The following is a 16,479-nucleotide window of genomic DNA, read 5'->3' on the forward strand; positions in this document are numbered from 1 at the left end:
GGCCTCCATGTCCTCGCCGTCCTCCCTGCTGCACTGGACCCGCCGCATGATCGAGATCCGCAAACAGAACAAGGCCTTCGGACTCGGCACCTACACCGAGCTGCACTCCACCAACCCCGCCGTCCTCGCCTTCCTGCGCGAAGCGCCCTCCGACGAGGGCGAGGGGGACGACGACCTGGTGCTGTGCGTGCACAACTTCTCCCGCTTCGCCCAGCCCACCGAACTCGACCTGCGCGAGTTCAACGGCAGGCACCCCGTCGAACTCATCGGCGGCGTCCGCTTCCCGGCCATCGGCCGACGTCCGGGACCCTGCCGGGTTCCGGACCCCGGACCCGGACCCCGAATCCGGCCGCCGGCAGCCGGCGGCCGTTTTCCGCGCGCGTGACCAACGGGCGCGCCCGGACAGGCGAGTTGGCCGATTTCATGTGCCCGGAGGGCGCACGGCCGCGCGCAGCCACCGGCAGGGAAGCCCTGGTTTCGGCACTCGCCGGAACCGGACACACCGCCCTTGACACCCCATTAGCGGCTGTCTCGCCATCTTTAAACCGCCCTGATGTCACGGTTCGATAACGCAGCCTCCACACTTCGTTCACATGCTTCCCACGATGCACACACACCCCTAGTCTGATCTTGGCCACCTCGACGGAGGCCACTCCCTGGGGGGGAGTTCACGGCATGTGCACAGCGCGGGAGTGGATGAGATTGCCCAGGCCAGGCACCGTTTTATAGCGGCTCACCCGCTCGGCGGACCGGCGCATCGCGCCGGCGGACGACCTCACGGCCGCCCGGCCGCCGACCCGACGTCGTGCGCGTCCTGTGAAGACCGCGGCGACGGGACGACCCGGGAATCCGCTCTGTTCCCCGGGTGAAGGGCCCGTCCTGTCGCCGCCCTGCTTCCGACCCGCACTCGGACACGGAGATCCCGCGGGGCTCCGCGGCTCTCCCCCCGGCCGGCGCGGGGGGATTCGTACGCCCCCGAGCGAATGCCCCCGCGCCTCCCCCGGCGCGCCCGAACGGCCCACCACCCCCGTACCGCCCGCGGGTCCGAACTCGTACGCAGGAGACATCAGTTGAAGCTGGCAGTACGCAGTGCGACGGCGGAGCCCGCTGAGGCGCCCGAGCCCGCCGGGGCTCCGGACGCCGAACGGCCGGCCGGGCGCCGGCACTGGACCCACCGGGCCCTCTCGGCCCTGCTGAGTCTCCTGGTCGTGGTGCTCGCCGTCGGCTTCGCGCTCGCCGCCTACGCGGTCAAGTCCGGCCATTGGGAGGCCAGTTCGGTCCTCAGCGGCAGCATGGAGCCGAAACTCCCGACCGGTAGCGTCGTCATCGCCCAGCGGGAGCCCGTGAGTTCACTGACGGTCGGCGACGTCGTCATCTTCCACCGCCCCGACGAGCCGGAGCGCCAGGTCGTCCACCGGATCGTCAGGATCACGCCGTCCGCACAGGGCCCGGTCCTGGAGACCAAGGGCGACGCCAACCGCACCCAGGACCCCTGGCGCGTCCGCCCCGAGGGCGACACCGCCTGGATCGTCCGTCACGACGTGCCGTACGTCGGCTACGCGGTCACGGCGATCCACACCGAAACCGGCTTCCGGATCCTGCTCGGCGCGGCCGCCGTGCTGATCCTGGGCGGCGTCGCCGTCCTGCTGTGGCGCCCGAGGAAGCCCACCCCGCAGACCACCACCCCCTAGGGCACCGGGAGTACCTCCCGTGACACGACGCCGGGCGGCACCCAGCCAGGGAGCCGCCGGGGCGAGCCGTGTCCTGCCCCGGGCGCGAGCCCGAACCTCACCCATCCCACAGAAAGGCCCATCACCATGGCCATCTCCACGAAGAAGAAGGCGGTCGCCGCCGCCGCGATCGCCGTCGGCGGCCTCGCCCTCATCGGCGCCGGTGCCGGTGCCACCTTCACCGACACGGTGACCGCGCAGACGAACCTGCGCTCCGGCCACGCCGACCTGAACATCGTCAAGGCCGAGGGCGCCACCTCGGCGTACGACGGTGTCGCGCCGCACGCCACCTACACCTGGGGCGGTACCTCGGCGTGGAACATCGTGGACGGCAACTACGCCGTTCTCGACGGTGAGCAGCTCCTGGGCTCCTCCACCAGCCGTCTGGTCACCAACTTCACCGTCGAGAACGACGGCACCGCCGGTGCCGGTGTCGCGTTCGACGTCGTGAAGAGCGGCGACCTCGGCGGCGCCCTGAACGTCAAGGTGACGCGCGTGGACTCCACGACGGACGCCGCCTGGCTGAACAAGGGCGCCAAGGCCACCTACAAGGTGGAGATCGAGGTCAAGAACCTCGACAACTCCTGGCAGAACCTGACCGGTTCGGTCGCCGTCAAGGTCACCGCCACCTCCTGATCCACCACCGCGTGAGTGGACCGCGGCCTCCGACCGCTTCCATCGGCCGGAGCTCCGCGGCCCACTCCGCACACGCCCCGGTCCAGTGACCACCGACCCGCCGCGGGATTGCCCTCCCGCGGCGGGTCCGGGCGCTGCGGCCACCCTACGGGCCCACCGGCCGCACCGGGCCGACGCCCCCGCACGCCGGAGCACCGCTCCCGAAAGGTCTTTCCCATGGCCATCTCCAACAAGAAGAAGGCGGTCGCCGTCGCGGCGATCCTGGCCGGCAGCATCGGCCTGGTGAGCATCGGCAGCGGCGCCGTGTTCACCGACACCGTGACCGCCGAGTCCACGGTCAAGGCCGGCACCGCCAGGATCGCGATCCAGGCGGACGGCTGGACGATCGGCGACCACGGCCACACGGCCACCCTCGCCGAGCCGCTGCTGATCACCTCCTCGACGCAGGAGATCGCCGTCCCGCTCAACAGCTCGAACCTCACCGTCTGGAACCACGGCGACATCCCGGTGACCTTCGACGCGAGCGTGGCGCGATCCGGCGACCTCGACGTCCAGGTGTCGCTGGAGCGCACCGGCGGCGACACCGGCGGCTCCGACACGGTCGCGCCGGGCCAGTACGTCCAGTACCGGGTCGTGGTCAAGGCCACGAACCTCGGCAACGAGTCCTCCGGCAAGTCCGCCAAGGTCACGTTCAAGGTCGACGCCACCGCCTGAGCCGGGCGCGTCCCGCACGGCCCCAGCCCACCCCGTCCGTCCCGGCCCCGCGCCGGACGGGCGGGGTGGGCCCCGGCGTTCACCGCCATGGCGCCCCTCCACCGGGGCGTAGACCCGACCCCAGCTCGATCAGAAGGGCGCACCACCCATGGCCATCTCCGACCGGAGAAAGATCGCGGCCGTCCTCGTACTGGCCGCGGGCGGCATCGGCCTCGTCGGCGTGAGCAGCGGTGCCACGTTCACCAGCGCCGTGACGGGGTCCTTCACGGTCACGGCGGACCTCCCTCCCACCCCGACGGCCACGGCCACGGTCACCGCCGAGCCCACGGTGTCGGCTCCCGTGACCCCCACGGCCCCGGCGACGGGTGACCCGGACCCCACGGCCACCGGATCCGCCACGCCCACCCCGACACCCACGCCCACGCCCACGAAGACCGCCAAGCTGACCACCGGCGCGCTGAATTCCAGCGACTGGTTCACGAACAGCGCCCCGGACTACGTGTACAAGAACAAGGAGATCAAGTTCACCGGGGCCGCCCCGCTGATGATCGGAGCCTTCACCGCGCAGAACAGCGGTGACCTCGATCTGAGGGTCACGGCCACCGCCGGCCCCCCGGCCGGCCTCGCCGGGAAGGTCACGGCCGAGGTCAGACAGACCGGCGGAACGGCCGTGCTCAAGCCCGGCGGCTCCGCCCGCTACGAGCTCTGGCTCACGCCCGTGAAGCCGGGCGACACCGTCTCCAAGGACCTCGCGGGGAGCATCCACCTCGTGCTCGCGTCCACGGTCGTCTGACCCGGGCCCCCGGGGGCGGCCCCGGCCGAGCGCGAACGCGGGAGTGAACGGCGCACGGGTGTCCAGGTCTGGTATCACCCACCGGAATTGGACACCCTTGTGCCGTGTCCGCAGGAAATCTCCCGGACCCACTCGACCGAAAAGGCCCCCGGGCGGGGCGGTTTCCACGGCTTCGCCCGGGGCACGCATCAGTAAACCCCGACCCCGGGGAAAGGACGCGACCATGTCGGAAGCCGTCACACGCACCGCGCCCCCAGGTCCCGGCCTTCTGGCGTCGCTGGACCCGCTCCTGCGCGACTGGCTGCCACGGCAGCGCTGGTTCGCGGGCAAGGGACGGCCCGTCACCGGGCTCTCCCTGGTGACCGCCACCGAACTGCTGCCGGCGAAGGGTCCGATCGGCCTCTACCACCTGCTGGCGCGCGCCCATCAGCCTCCCGTCCCGGGCGGCACCGAGGGCGTCCCCGGCGACTGCTACCAGCTGCTGATCGGCGTGCGCGAGGCGCTGCCGCCCCGGCTGGCACCGGCGCTGATCGGGCATCTCACCGAGGGGCCGCTCGCCGGACGCACGGTGTACGAGGCCCTCTACGACCCGCAGCCGGCCGAGGTGCTCCTGGAGGCCCTGCGCTCCCGGGCCCGCGTCGGCGGGCTGCGTTTCGAGCGGGACACCGGCCAGGAGATACGGACCGGTCTCGTACCGCGGATGATGACCGCCGAGCAGTCCAACTCCTCGGTGGTCTACGGCGACACGTTCATCCTGAAGTTACTGCGGCGGGTCGTGTCCGGCGTCAACCCCGACCTCGAACTGCCGCTGGCCCTGGCCCGCGAGGGCTGCGCGCGGGTGCCGGCGCCCACCGCCTGGATGCGGGCCGAACTGTCCGGGGAGTCGTACGTCCTCGGGGTGCTCCAGCCGTTCGTGCAGGGCGCCTCGGACGGCTGGGAGCTGGCTTTGCGCGAGCTCGCCAAGGGCCAGGACTTCGCCGCCGAGGCGCGGGCGCTGGGGCGGGCCACCGCGGAGGTGCACACGGCCCTGGCCCGCGCGCTGCCCGTGGTGACGCTCGGCCACGCCCGTGTCGGGCCCCTGGTCGAGGCCATGACCGAACGGCTGGAGGCCGCGGTGCGGGCGGTGCCCCTGCTCCGGCCCCACGCGCCCGGCCTGCGGACCGCGTTCGAGGCGCTGGCGGATCTGTCCGCCGAGGGCCACACGTGGACGGCCCAGCGCATCCACGGCGATCTGCACCTCGGCCAGTGCCTGCGCTCCCCGGACGGACGGTGGTCGCTCATCGACTTCGAGGGCGAACCCTCGAAACCGCTCGCCGAGCGCCGTCTGCCCCAGCCCCCGGCGCGCGACATCGCGGGCATGCTCCGCTCGTTCGACTACGCCGCCCACTCCGTGCCCCGGGTGCCCGGCACCACGGGGACCTCGCCCGCGACCGGCTGGGCCGACGCCTGCCGGGCCGCCTACTGCACCGGCTACGCAGAGGTCACCGGACTCGATCCGCGCACGGACCCCGTGCTGCTGCGCGCCTTCGAGACCGACAAGGCGGTGTACGAGGTGGTGTACGAGGCCCGGCACCGCCCCGACTGGCTGCCTGTTCCGCTGGCGGCCGTGCGCCGGCTGGCCGCGTCGCCCTGATCCCCGTGCGCCCCCCTGCTCCTTGCCCCTGTGCCCGGTTCACCCGCCTGTGCCCAGCTCACCCGCCCGAGGAGGCCCTGCCCGTGACGTCCCGCCCCCGGTCCGACGACACTCCCAAGAAGAAGAGCGCGAGGAAACCGGCCACCGGGAAGAAGCCACCCGCCGAGCGGCCCGCCACCGGGAAGAAGGCGCCGAAGAAAACGGCGGCCGACGCGGCGGCCGGGACGACCGGTCCGGCCTCCGCCCAGGTCGGCGCGGTGGACCGGCGACGGCTGCTCGACGGGACGCACCACGATCCGCACGGAGTGCTGGGGGCCCACCCGGTGCCCGACGGCGTCGCCTTCCGGGCCTTCCTCCCGTACGCGCTCGGGGTCACCGTCGTCACGGAGGGCCTGCGCGCGGAACTCGACGACGACGGGGACGGCTTCTTCTCGGGGCTGCTGCCGCTGCGCACGGTCCCGGACGGGTACCGGCTGGTCGTGGCGTACGAGGGGACCGTGCAGGAGGGCGAGGACCCCTACCGGTTCCTGCCCGCGCTCGGCGAGCTGGACCTGCATCTGATCGGCGAGGGCCGGCACGAGGAGCTGTGGCGGGCGCTCGGCGCGGAGCCGATGGAGCACCAGGGCGTCGGCGGCACGCGCTTCACCGTGTGGGCCCCCAACGCGCGCGGGGTCCGGGTCGCCGGCGACTTCAACTTCTGGGACGGCTCCGGGCATCCGATGCGCTCGCTCGGCTCCTCCGGGGTGTGGGAGCTGTTCGTCCCGGCCGTCGGCGAGGGCGAGCTGTACAAGTTCGACATCTCCCGCCCGGACGGGTCCCGCACCCTGCGCGCCGACCCGATGGCCCGGCGCACCGAGGCACCGCCCGCCACGTCGTCGGTCGTCCACGCCTCCCACCACGAGTGGCACGACGCGGAGTGGATGGCGAAGCGGGCGGACCGGCCGGTCCACGAGGCGCCGTTCTCCGTGTACGAGGTGCATCTGCCGTCCTGGCGACCGGGGCTGACGTACCGCCAACTCGCTGATCAACTACCCGCCTACGTACGGGACCTGGGCTTCACGCACGTCGAGCTGATGCCGGTCGCCGAGCACCCCTTCGGCGGCTCCTGGGGCTACCAGGTCACCGGCTTCTACGCCCCCACCGCCCGCCTCGGCACCCCGGACGACTGCTCCGGGCCGCCCATCCCGACTGGGGCACGCTGGAGTTCGACTACGGCCGCCGCGAGGTCCGCAACTTCCTCGTCGCCAACGCCACCTACTGGTGCGAGGAGTTCCACATCGACGGCCTGCGCGTGGACGCGGTCGCCTCCATGCTCTACCTCGACTACTCCCGCGAGGCCGGTCAGTGGACCCCCAACGAGCACGGCGGCCGGGAGAACCTGGACGCGGTCGCCTTCCTCCAGGAGATGAACGCCACCGTCTACCGCCGCAACCCCGGGGTCGTCACCGTCGCCGAGGAGTCCACCGCCTGGGACGGGGTCACCCGGGCCACCCACCACACCGGCCCAGGCGGCTTCGGCGGCCTCGGGTTCGGACTGAAGTGGAACATGGGCTGGATGCACGACTCGCTGGACTACGTGTCCCACGACCCGGTGCACCGCAAGTACCACCACGACGAGATGACCTTCTCGATGGTGTACGCCTACAGCGAGAACTACGTCCTGCCGATCTCCCACGACGAGGTCGTGCACGGCAAACGCTCGCTCGTCTCCAAGATGCCCGGCGACTGGTGGCAGCAGCGCGCCAACCTCCGCGCCTACCTCGCCTTCATGTGGGCCCATCCCGGCAAGCAACTCCTCTTCATGGGGCAGGAGTTCGCCCAGGGTGCCGAGTGGTCCGAGGCCCACGGCCCGGACTGGTGGCTGCTCGACCCCGCCTACGGCGCCGAACCCGACCATCGCGGGGTCCGCGACCTGGTCCGCGACCTCAACAGCGCCTACCGGCACGAACCCGCGCTGTGGGAACGCGACACCGACCCGTCCGGCTTCGCCTGGATCACGGGCGACTCCGCCGACGACAACGTCCTCGCCTTCCTGCGCCACGCCGCCGACGGCACGCCCCTGCTGGCCGTCTCCCACTTCTCCCCCGCCGTCCGCCACGGCTACCGCCTCGGCGTCCCCGAGGACGTCCCCGCCTGGCGCGAGGTCCTCAACACCGACGACCTGCGCTACGGCGGCGGCGACGTCACCAACCCCGACCCCGTCAAACCGGAACCCACCGGCTGGCACGGCCGGGCGGCCAGCATCCAGCTGACGCTGCCGCCGCTGGCGACGGTGTGGCTGCGGCCCGCGTGAACGGCTGACCGGACCCGGTCCCCGGCGGTCACCGCGCCGGGGCCGGGCCGGACCGTCACTCCAGGCCGGTCCCCCGCAGCGACGCGGGCAGTTCCCCGGTGTGGAGGACGCCCAGCGCCTGGGTGGCCCGGGTCAGGGCCACGTAGAGGTCGCTCGTGCCGTAGGCCGCGGGCTCGACGACCAGCACGGAGTCGAACTCCAGCCCCTTGGCCTGGCGGGGGTCGAGCAGCACGACGGCGCGGGTCAGGTCGGGCTCGTCGCCCGCGGTCACCCCGTCCAGCCGGGCGGCGAGCGCCGCGTGCAGGGGCTTCGGCGCGATCACCGCGAGCCGTCCCTCGGCCGGGGTCAGCTCGGCGACGGCCTTGGCGACGGCGCCCGGGAGGTCGTCCCCGGCCTCCCGCGCCCAGGGCAGCACCCCGGTGGACCGGACGGAGCGCGGCGGCTCGAACCCGGGGCGCTCGGCCCGTACGACACCGGCGGCGACGTCCATGATCTCGGCCGGGGTGCGGTAGTTGACGCCGAGCCGGGTGTGCTCCCAGCGGTCCTGCACGTACGGGGAGAGGATCTCCTCCCACGAGCCGACCCCGGCCGCCTCAGCGGTCTGCGCGGGGTCACCGACGAGCGTCATGGACCGGGTGGGGCTGCGGCGCATCAGCAGCCGCCAGGCCATCGGCGACAGCTCCTGCGCCTCGTCGACGATGATGTGCCCGAAGGCCCAGGTCCGGTCGGCGGCGGCCCGTTCGGCCGCGCTGCGGTGGTCGTCCTCCTCGTGCCGCTCGGCCATCCGCTCGGCGTCGATGATGTCGTGCGCGGACAGGATCTCGGAGTCCTCCTCGTCCTTGTCGTCGAACTCGTAGGTCCGCGAGGCGTAGGAGACGTCCAGCACGCCCTGGGCGTAGGCGATCTGGGTACGGCGTTCCCGGTCGGCGCGCGCCCGGGTGAACCGGTCGTCCTCGCCGAGCAGCTCGGCGGCCTCGTCGAGCAGCGGCACGTCCGCGGGGGTCCAGTCGGCGGGGCCGGTCGACGGGCGGTGGACCGCCGCCGCCTCCTCGTCCGGGAGATGACCCCACGGGTCGGCCAGGAAGTCCGCGACCAGCCGCCGGGGGGTCAGTCTCGGCCACAGCCGGTCGACGGCCGACCAGACCTCCGGGTTCTCGGCGAGTTCGTCGCGGATCTGGGTGATGTCGCTGGGGTCGAGCAGGTTGGACCCGTCGAAGGGGTCCGTGCCGATGCGTTCGGCGAGCATGTCGGTGAGCGTGTTGAGGATGTGGCCCTCGAAGTGCTCGCGGGCCACGTTGTGGGGCAGGCCCGCCTCGCGGGTGCGCTCGCGGGCGACCTGGACGAGGCCCGCGTCGAGCATCAGGACGTCCCGGTCGTGCTCGATGGCGATCACCGGGTCGGGCAGGGCCTGCCGGTCACGGACGACCCCGGCGAGGACGTCGGCCATGGAGGCGCGGCCCTTCACGGCGGCCGCCTCGGGTGTGTCGGCGGCGGTGGCGTGGACGCCGGGGAAGAGTTCGCCGACGGTCGACAGCAGGACGCCGGTCTCGCCGAGGGAGGGCAGCACCTCGCCGATGTAGCCGAGGAAGGCGGGGTTGGGGCCGACGATCAGGACGGCCCGCTTGGCGAGCAGTTCGCGGTGCTCGTACAGCAGGAAGGCGGCGCGGTGCAGGGCGACGGCCGTCTTTCCGGTGCCGGGGCCGCCCTCGACGACCATGATCCCGCGGTGCGGCGCGCGGATGATGCGGTCCTGCTCGGCCTGGATGGTCTGCACGATGTCGCTCATCCGTCCGGTGCGGGCCGAGTTGAGCGCCGCGAGCAGCACGGCGTCGCCGCTCGGGTCCTCGTGACCGGTGCGCTCGCGGTCGCCGAGGTCGAGGATCTCGTCGTGCAGGTCGGTGACGTGCCGGCCCGCGGTGCCGATGTGCCGGCGGCGGCGCAGGCCCATCGGGGTGTGCCCGGTGGCCAGGTAGAAGGGGCGGGCGACCGGGGCCCGCCAGTCGATGAGGACCGGGGTGCGCTCGAGGTCGTCTGCGCGGATGCCGATGCGGCCGATGTGGTGGCTGACGCCGGCGGCGGGACCGCCCTCCACCGGGGACAGGTCGATGCGGCCGAAGCAGAGCGAGCCGTCCACGGCGTTCAGCGCGGCCAGCATCCCGGAGCGCTCGGCGACCAGGATGTCCCGCTCGACCCGGGCCTGCCGCGGTGTGTTGCCCTGGGCGAGCGCGTCCCCGACGGAGACCTCGGTGGCATCGCGCAGGGCGTCCACACGCGCGTACAGCCCGTCGATGAATTCCTGCTCACTTCGCAGTTCATCGTCGGGGAATTCTGTGTGCGATCCCTTGTTTGACAATTCCGCTCCCACCCAGATACACTGCGGCTACTGAACTTCTTCACGTCTTGATTCCTCGAAGTCGTGAATCATCGAATATACGCAGAGAAATCCCCCGGGCGCAATTGCCCAGGGGATTTTTTGTGCGCCGGACCGGCGGCGGGGACGGAACTCAGAGCACGTCGTCCAGCTCCTGGAGCAGCCGCCGCTTGGCCCGGGCGCCCACCATCGACTTCACCGGCTCGCCGTCGCGGAAGACCATGAACGTCGGCATAGAGAGCACCCCGTACGCGAGCGTCGTCTCCGGATTGGTGTCGACGTCGAGCTGGACCACCTTGAACCGGTCGGCCTCCTCGAAGGCCAGCTCGCTGAGCACCGGCCCCATCTGCCGGCACGGCGGGCACCAGTCCGCGGTGAACTCCACCAGCACGGGCAGGTCCGAGCCGATCACCTCCGACCCGAAGTCCGCGTCCGTCACCTCGGCCACTCCTGCCGCCTTGATCATGGCGTCTCCCCTCCCAGTTCGCACACGGGTTCCGGACCGCCCGGAACCTCCGCGTCGGCGGCCAGCGCGTCCCGCGCCCGCTCCGCCCGCGCCAGCTGTTCGCCGACCTGCGCGCGCACCGACCGCAGCTCGCCGATCAGCGCGTCGAGCTCGCCGAGCTTGCGCCGGTAGACGTCCAGGGACGCCGGGCACGCGTCGCCCTCGGCGTGTCCGGCCCGCAGGCACTCGACGAACGGCCGCGTCTCCTCCAGGTCGAACCCGAAGTCCTGCAGCGTCCTGATCTGCCGCAGCAGCCGCAGATCGTGCTCGTCGTACGTGCGGTACCCGTTGTCGCCCCGCCGCGCGGGCAGCAGCCCCCGCGACTCGTAGTAGCGCAGGGTCCGCGTGGTCGTCCCGGCCCGTGCCGCCAGCTCGCCGATTCGCATGACCCCGACGGTAGTCCTTGACGCCGACGTCAAGGCAAGCGTGCGCGAGGGCAGCCCCGGCGGAGGTCCCCGGGAGGCGGTGCCCGGCGGGAGGCGCCGCGTCAGCGTGTGGCGCGGGGCAGCAGCGGCTTACGGTCCACCGGGGACGACAGCACGATCGAGGTGGTCGTCCGCCCCAGCGCGGAGGTCTGTTCCAGGACGTCCTCCAGATGGATCGTGTCCTCGACCGCGACCTTGAGGATCCAGCAGTCCTCGCCGACGACGTGGTGGACCTCGGTGACCTCAGGACGGGCGAGGAGTTCCAGCGTCCGCGGGTGCTTGAGCGTGTAGCCGCCGTGGGGGTTGACGCGGATGAATGCCTGGATGCCGTAGCCGAGCCGGGACGCCGACACCTGGGCGCCGTACCCGGTGATCGCCCCCGTCGCCTCCAGCCGGCGCACCCGCTCCGCGACCGCGGCGGGGCTCAGCCGGACGCGGCGGCCCAGCTCGCTGAGCTTGATGCGGCCCTCGCTCTGCAGCAGTTCCAGGATCCCCCGGTCCAGCGTGTCGAAGCCCGCCGTCGTTTCGACGGAGACGGCACGCGGATGCCGTGTTTCCTTCGGTGCGACAGCCGGATCTCCCATGTCTCCCCCTTCGGTCCCGACCCCCCCCGACGGGAGAATTATGACCACAGGCCGAAGCACCGTGAACGGCCGGCGGACGAAAGCCGGCAGGTGTGCGAGAACGCAGGGGTGCGGGCGGCACGGGTACGGGGAATGGGGGAGGGCGAGATGCGGGAGATCTGCGTCATCGGCGGAAACCGGTATTTCGGAAAACGTCTCATCGGCCGGCTGCTGGCGGCGGGCGACCGGGTCACCGTGATCAACCGCGGCTCGTCCGCGCCGCCCGCCGGGACGGTGCATCTGATCGCCGACCGCGACGACGAGAAGTCCCTGGAGACGGCGCTGGGTTCACGGACCTTCGACGTCGTCGTCGACCAGGTCTGCTACACCCCCCGGCAGGCGGAGATCGCCCGCCGGGTCTTCGCCGGACGCACGCGCCGGTACGTGATGACGTCCACCGTCGAGGTGTACGAGTACGAGGACTCGGCCGTCCCCGTCCGCGAGGAGTCCGTGGATCCGCGGACGGTCGCCTTCGACACCGGGCTCCCCTGGGAGGACCCGGAGTTCCGGGAGGCGCACTACGGCGAGGGCAAGCGGCAGGCCGAGGCGGTGTTCGCGGCCGCTCCGGACTTCCCGTACGTGGCCGTGCGCGTCGCCCATGTGCTGGGCGGGGAGGACGACTTCACCGGGCGGCTGGAGCACTACGCCGACCGGATCCGGTCCGGGAGGCCGATCGCCGTGCCCGCCGTGAACCACCCGGCGACCTACATCGACGTCGAGGAGATCGCCGGCTTCCTGTACTGGGCCGTGGGCGAGGACTTCACCGGGCCGGTGAACGCGGCCTCCCACGGGGCCCTGACCACCGAGGAGTTGTGCGCGGCGGTCGGCGCGCACCTCCCGGACGGCCGGACGGTCCTGGAGTCCGTCGAGGTGGGCGAGGTCTCCCCCTTCTCCTTCCGTCGTTCCTACGGCATGGACAACTCCCGCGCCACCGGGCTCGGGTTCCGCTTCGGCGACGCGCGGGCCTGGCTGCCGCGCGCGGTGGCCGAGACGCTCGGAAAGGACGACTGACATGCGCCATCGCACTCTGGGCGGGCTGAGGGTGAGCGCCGTGGGGCTCGGCCTGATGCCGCTGTCGATCGAGGGGGCGCCGGACGAGGCGCGGGCCCTGGCCACGGTGCACGCGGCCCTCGACGCGGGCGTCACCCTGCTCGACACCGCGGACTCGTACCACCTGCCCGGCGCGGAACCCGGCCACAACGAACGGCTCGTGGCCCGCGCGCTCGCGACGTACGGCGGCGACACCACGGACGTCCTGGTGGCCACGAAGGGCGGGCGGGGCAGGCCGGCCGACGGCAGCTGGACGGTGAACGGCTCCCCGCACCATCTGAAGGCGGCGGCCGAGGCCTCCCTGAAGCGGCTGGGCCTGGAGGCGATCGGCCTCTACCAGCTGCACAAGCCCGATGCCGATGTCCCGTTCGAGGATTCGGTGGGCGCCCTGCGCGAGCTGCTCGACGCGGGCACGATCCGGCTGGCGGGCGTCTCCAACACCAGCGTCGACCAGATCCGCCGGGCCCGCGCGATCCTCGGCGACCGGCTGGTCTCGGTCCAGAACCGGTACTCCCCCGCCGTCCGCGACAGCGACCCCGAACTGCGGCTGTGCGCCGAGCTGGGGCTCGCCTTCCTGCCCTGGAGCCCGCTGGGCGGCATCTCCCGCAGCTCCCTGGACGGCCCGTCCGACGGTCCGGTCGACGGTTCGTCCGGCGGCCCGGGCGGCGGTTCGTCCGGCGACCCGGGCGCGGCCGTGCGGGACCGCTTCGGGGCCTTCCACGCGGTGGCCCGGGAGCACGGGGTGAGCCCGCAGCGGGTCGCGCTCGCCTGGCTGTCGCGGCGCTCCCCCACGGTGATCCCGATCCCGGGCGCCGGCCGTCCGGAGAGCGCCCGGGACTCGGCGGCCGCCGCCGACCTGGTCCTGAGCGCGGAGGACCTGGCCCGCCTCGGCCCGTGAACCGGGCCGAGGGGTCCGGGGGTCCGGGGTCCGGAGGTCAGACCATGACCCCGGCGGACTCCTCCACCTCGAGCAGCGAGGCGCTCTGCCGCTCCGCCTCGAACGCCCGATGTCCGCCGCGCAGGCCGAACAGCCGTTTCGCCAGGGCGATGTAGAGGACGGCGAGGATGTTCAGGACCAGGGTCGCGATCTTCAGCCAGCTGACGTGCTCGGTGAGTTCGTAGATCTCCAGCGGGAGGAACGCGGCGGTGGCGACGACCGTGAGGTACTCCGCCCAGCGCTTGGCGTACCAGAGCCCGACCGCCTCGATGATCTCGATCAGCGCGTACGCCAGCAGCAGGCCCGCGACGATCAGCAGCGTGGAGTGCTTGTAGCCGAAGGTCTTCTGGATCGTGCCGACCACGGGCGAGTGGTCGAGATCGTAGTGGAAGTGCCGGAAGACCGGCCGCAGGACGTCCAGGTACTCGTCGAAGAGCCGGCGCACCGCGTCCTGGCTGTTGCTGAACCTCCAGACGGCGGCCGCGACCAGCACGATGAACACCCCGCGCACGGCCCGCTCGATCGCCAGGAAGCGCAGGATGAACAGGTCGCGGAGCACCTTGCCGCGCGGGACGAGGGGCGCCTCGGAGGCCGGTCCCGAGCCGTGCGGCTCGCCGAGCGCGAAGTCGCCGCAGCGCAGACAGCGCCAGACGTCGCCGAGGGCGGTCTGGGCGTGCAGCCGCACCCGCAGGCGCGGGTCGTCCGGCGCGTAGGTGACGTGCCCCTTGCGCGCACAGGTCCGCCGGTCCCAGTCGATCTTCATGCTTCGGTGTCCTCCGCAGAACGTGCCGTGCCGTGCCGGACGGTCCGGCACGGCACGGTAGTGCATGTTCTACGAGACGGCGGCCCGGGGGGTCACGGTTCCGGAGCCCGCCTCCCCGTCCCCCACGACGGGACTCTCCCCGCCGTCCCCGGCCTTGGCCTGCGCTTCGGTATCGGTCTCGGAGTCGGTCTCGGTCTCGGAGTCGGCCGAGGTCTCGCCCTCGGTCACGGCACCGGCCCCGCCCTGGACGTCGGTCCCGGTTCCGGCGTCCGCGTCGGCCCCGGTGTCGGTCACTGCCTCGACCTCGGTCTCAGCCCGGTTCTCGCGTCCCTTGCGCGGCAGGAGGACCGCCACCAGGATCGTGCCGACGCCCAGGATCACCGCTCCGACGAGGCTGGTGTGGGCCACCGCGTCCGAGAAGGAAGAACCGACCGCGTCCGCCATCTGGCGTGCTCCGTCGGCGAGTTGACCGGCCTGCGCCTTGAGCTGGGCCGCCTGCTCGGGGCTCGCCGACTGTGCTGCCCGCGCGCCGAGCTCGTGGGCCTTGGCTCCGATGCCCTCGGCGACGGCGTAGCCCGCGCCCACCGAGTCCTGCGCGGTGTCCAGGGCGCCCGCCGGGAGCTTGCTGCCCGCGGTCGCGTCGGCGAGGTGCGAGGAGTACGAACTCGCCAGCACCGAGCCGAGGATGGCGATGCCGAGCGAGCCGCCGAGTTCGAGCGAGGTGTCGTTGACCGCACCGCCGACGCCCAGTTCGGACTCGGGGAACGCGCCCATGATCGCGTCCGTGCAGGGCGAGAGCGCCAGTCCGATCGCGAGGCCGAGCAGGACGAGCGGCAGCACGAGGTCGCCGTACGCCGAGGAGGCGTCCACCCGGGTCAGCAGGGCCAGCGCCACCGTGCCGCCGATCATGCCCGCGGTGACCGTGAACTTCATGCCGATGCGCGGGGTCAGGTAGCCGGTGAGCGCCGAGCCCACGAAGACGGCGCCGGCCAGCGGCAGCATCCGTACCCCGGTGTCCAGGGCGTCGTAGCCGAGGACGAACTGGAGGTGCTGGGTGAGGTAGTAGAAGGCGCCGAAGACGGCCAGGAAGAAGAGGGCGACGGCGAGGTTCGAGCCGGCGAAGCGACGGTTCGCGAAGCGGCGTACGTCGACGACCGGGCGCGGGTGACGCAGCTCCCACAGCACGAACAGGACCAGTCCGGCCCCGGCGACCACCGCGGCGGTCACGGCCTTCACGCCCCACCCGAAGTGCGGGCCCTCGATGATCATGTAGACGAGGGAGCCGATCCACACGACCGAGAGCAGTCCGCCGACGTAGTCGATGCGGTTGTGGTGGGCGGCCTTGGAGGGCGGCACGAGAACCAGCGCGCCGACGAGGGCGACGGCGGCGACGGGCACGTTGATCAGGAACGTGGACGACCAGCCGTGGTTCTCCAGCAGGGCGCCCGCGACGAGCGGGCCGGCGGCGATGGCGAGTCCGGCGGTGGCGGTCCACAGGACGATCGCCTTGGCCCGCTCGGCCCGCGGGAAGGTCGCGGCGAGCAGCGACAGCGTGGCCGGCATGATCAGCGCGGCGCCGACGCCCATGACGGCACGGGCCGCGATGACCCCGGTGGAGCTGTCGACGAGCGAACCGGCGACCGCGCCGCCGCCGAAGACGACGAGCCCGAGGACGAGGGCGCCGCGGCGGCTGTACTTGTCGCCGATCGCGCCGAGCAGCAGCATCAGCGCGGCGTAGGGGACGGTGTAGCCGTCGATGACCCACTGCAGGTCGGCGCTGGACAGACCGAGGTCCCGGGTCATGTCGGGAGCCGCGACCGTGAGGGCGGTGTTCGCCATCACGATGATCAGCAGGCTCAGACAGAGGACCAGCAGCGCCCACCACCGCCTGGCGTAGGGCCGGTCCATCCCCTCGACCGGTTCGTTCATGACGAGACGCATGGCTACGGTCGCCCTTCCTTCTTCGACGGGCGCGGAGATCGTCCGCACCAGAACTTGCACAGTGG

General features: G+C 72.4%; 14 protein-coding genes and 1 pseudogene. 9 read left to right on the forward strand and 6 right to left on the reverse strand.

Annotated elements, in window-relative coordinates:
* The 7 genes and pseudogenes from IO36_RS34855 to glgB form a co-directional block, all read left to right on the forward strand.
* The coding region (locus IO36_RS34855) for an alpha-glucosidase C-terminal domain-containing protein (RefSeq protein ID WP_037626087.1) at positions 1-385 on the forward strand (385 nt) is incomplete at its 5' end.
* 685 nt (positions 386-1,070) lie between these two features.
* Positions 1,071-1,691 carry a signal peptidase I gene (locus tag IO36_RS34860; RefSeq protein ID WP_037626089.1) on the forward strand — a complete coding sequence of 207 codons (621 nt, stop codon included), beginning with the start codon at positions 1,071-1,073 and terminating at the stop codon, positions 1,689-1,691.
* A 126-nt stretch (positions 1,692-1,817) separates the two neighbouring features.
* Positions 1,818-2,366 carry a hypothetical protein gene (locus IO36_RS34865; RefSeq protein WP_037626091.1) on the forward strand — a complete coding sequence of 183 codons (549 nt, stop codon included), beginning with the start codon at positions 1,818-1,820 and terminating at the stop codon, positions 2,364-2,366.
* Positions 2,367-2,582: 216 nt separating this feature from the next.
* Positions 2,583-3,080 (forward strand): hypothetical protein, encoded by a 498-nt coding sequence (locus IO36_RS34870; RefSeq protein WP_037626093.1) that lies wholly within the window; start codon positions 2,583-2,585, stop codon positions 3,078-3,080.
* Between the two features lie 148 nt (positions 3,081-3,228).
* Positions 3,229-3,873, forward strand: a complete 645-nt coding sequence (locus IO36_RS34875) for a hypothetical protein (protein ID WP_037626096.1) — start codon at positions 3,229-3,231, stop codon at positions 3,871-3,873.
* Between the two features lie 223 nt (positions 3,874-4,096).
* Complete coding sequence (locus IO36_RS34880) at positions 4,097-5,506, forward strand: maltokinase N-terminal cap-like domain-containing protein (protein ID WP_037626098.1); 1,410 nt, start codon at positions 4,097-4,099, stop codon at positions 5,504-5,506.
* An 83-nt stretch (positions 5,507-5,589) separates the two neighbouring features.
* Positions 5,590-7,799: pseudogene (gene glgB, locus IO36_RS34885) on the forward strand (1,4-alpha-glucan branching enzyme).
* Positions 7,800-7,854: 55 nt separating this feature from the next.
* Here glgB and IO36_RS34890 read toward each other — a convergent pair.
* The 4 genes from IO36_RS34890 to IO36_RS34905 all read right to left on the reverse strand — a co-directional run bounded on the left by IO36_RS34890 (position 7,855) and on the right by IO36_RS34905 (position 11,684).
* Positions 7,855-10,110 (reverse strand): HelD family protein, encoded by a 2,256-nt coding sequence (locus IO36_RS34890; protein ID WP_078943635.1) that lies wholly within the window; start codon positions 10,108-10,110, stop codon positions 7,855-7,857.
* Positions 10,111-10,303: 193 nt separating this feature from the next.
* Positions 10,304-10,636, reverse strand: coding sequence for a thioredoxin family protein (locus tag IO36_RS34895; protein ID WP_037626103.1), 333 nt, complete (start codon positions 10,634-10,636; stop codon positions 10,304-10,306).
* On the reverse strand, positions 10,633-11,061 hold the full coding sequence (locus IO36_RS34900; RefSeq protein ID WP_037626104.1) for a MerR family transcriptional regulator: 429 nt from the start codon (positions 11,059-11,061) through the stop codon (positions 10,633-10,635). The genes IO36_RS34895 and IO36_RS34900 overlap by 4 nt, the downstream gene beginning before the upstream one ends.
* A 101-nt stretch (positions 11,062-11,162) precedes the next feature.
* The gene (locus tag IO36_RS34905; protein WP_078943630.1) at positions 11,163-11,684 is read right to left on the reverse strand and encodes an Lrp/AsnC family transcriptional regulator; all 522 of its coding nucleotides are present in this window, start codon (positions 11,682-11,684) and stop codon (positions 11,163-11,165) included.
* Between the two features lie 147 nt (positions 11,685-11,831).
* Between IO36_RS34905 and IO36_RS34910 the strand changes: the two genes are divergently transcribed.
* Together IO36_RS34910 and IO36_RS34915 are read left to right on the forward strand one after the other, a co-directional pair.
* Positions 11,832-12,734, forward strand: coding sequence for a Rossmann-fold NAD(P)-binding domain-containing protein (locus tag IO36_RS34910; protein ID WP_037626140.1), 903 nt, complete (start codon positions 11,832-11,834; stop codon positions 12,732-12,734).
* 1 nt (position 12,735) lies between these two features.
* Entirely contained in the window at positions 12,736-13,671 is a 936-nt protein-coding gene (locus IO36_RS34915; RefSeq protein WP_037626107.1) for an aldo/keto reductase, read from the forward strand.
* Between the two features lie 37 nt (positions 13,672-13,708).
* On the opposite strand, the gene IO36_RS34920 is transcribed toward IO36_RS34915, so the two are convergent.
* A complete protein-coding gene (locus tag IO36_RS34920) occupies positions 13,709-14,473 on the reverse strand; it encodes a DUF2127 domain-containing protein (RefSeq protein WP_037626109.1) in 765 nt (254 codons plus the stop codon).
* A gap of 69 nt (positions 14,474-14,542) precedes the next feature.
* Entirely contained in the window at positions 14,543-16,414 is a 1,872-nt protein-coding gene (locus IO36_RS34925; protein WP_245173593.1) for an MFS transporter, read from the reverse strand.
* Positions 16,415-16,479: the final 65 nt, after the last annotated feature.

This window comes from Streptomyces aureus, from assembly GCF_000725495.1.
GTDB lineage: Bacteria > Actinomycetota > Actinomycetes > Streptomycetales > Streptomycetaceae > Streptomyces > Streptomyces aureus_B.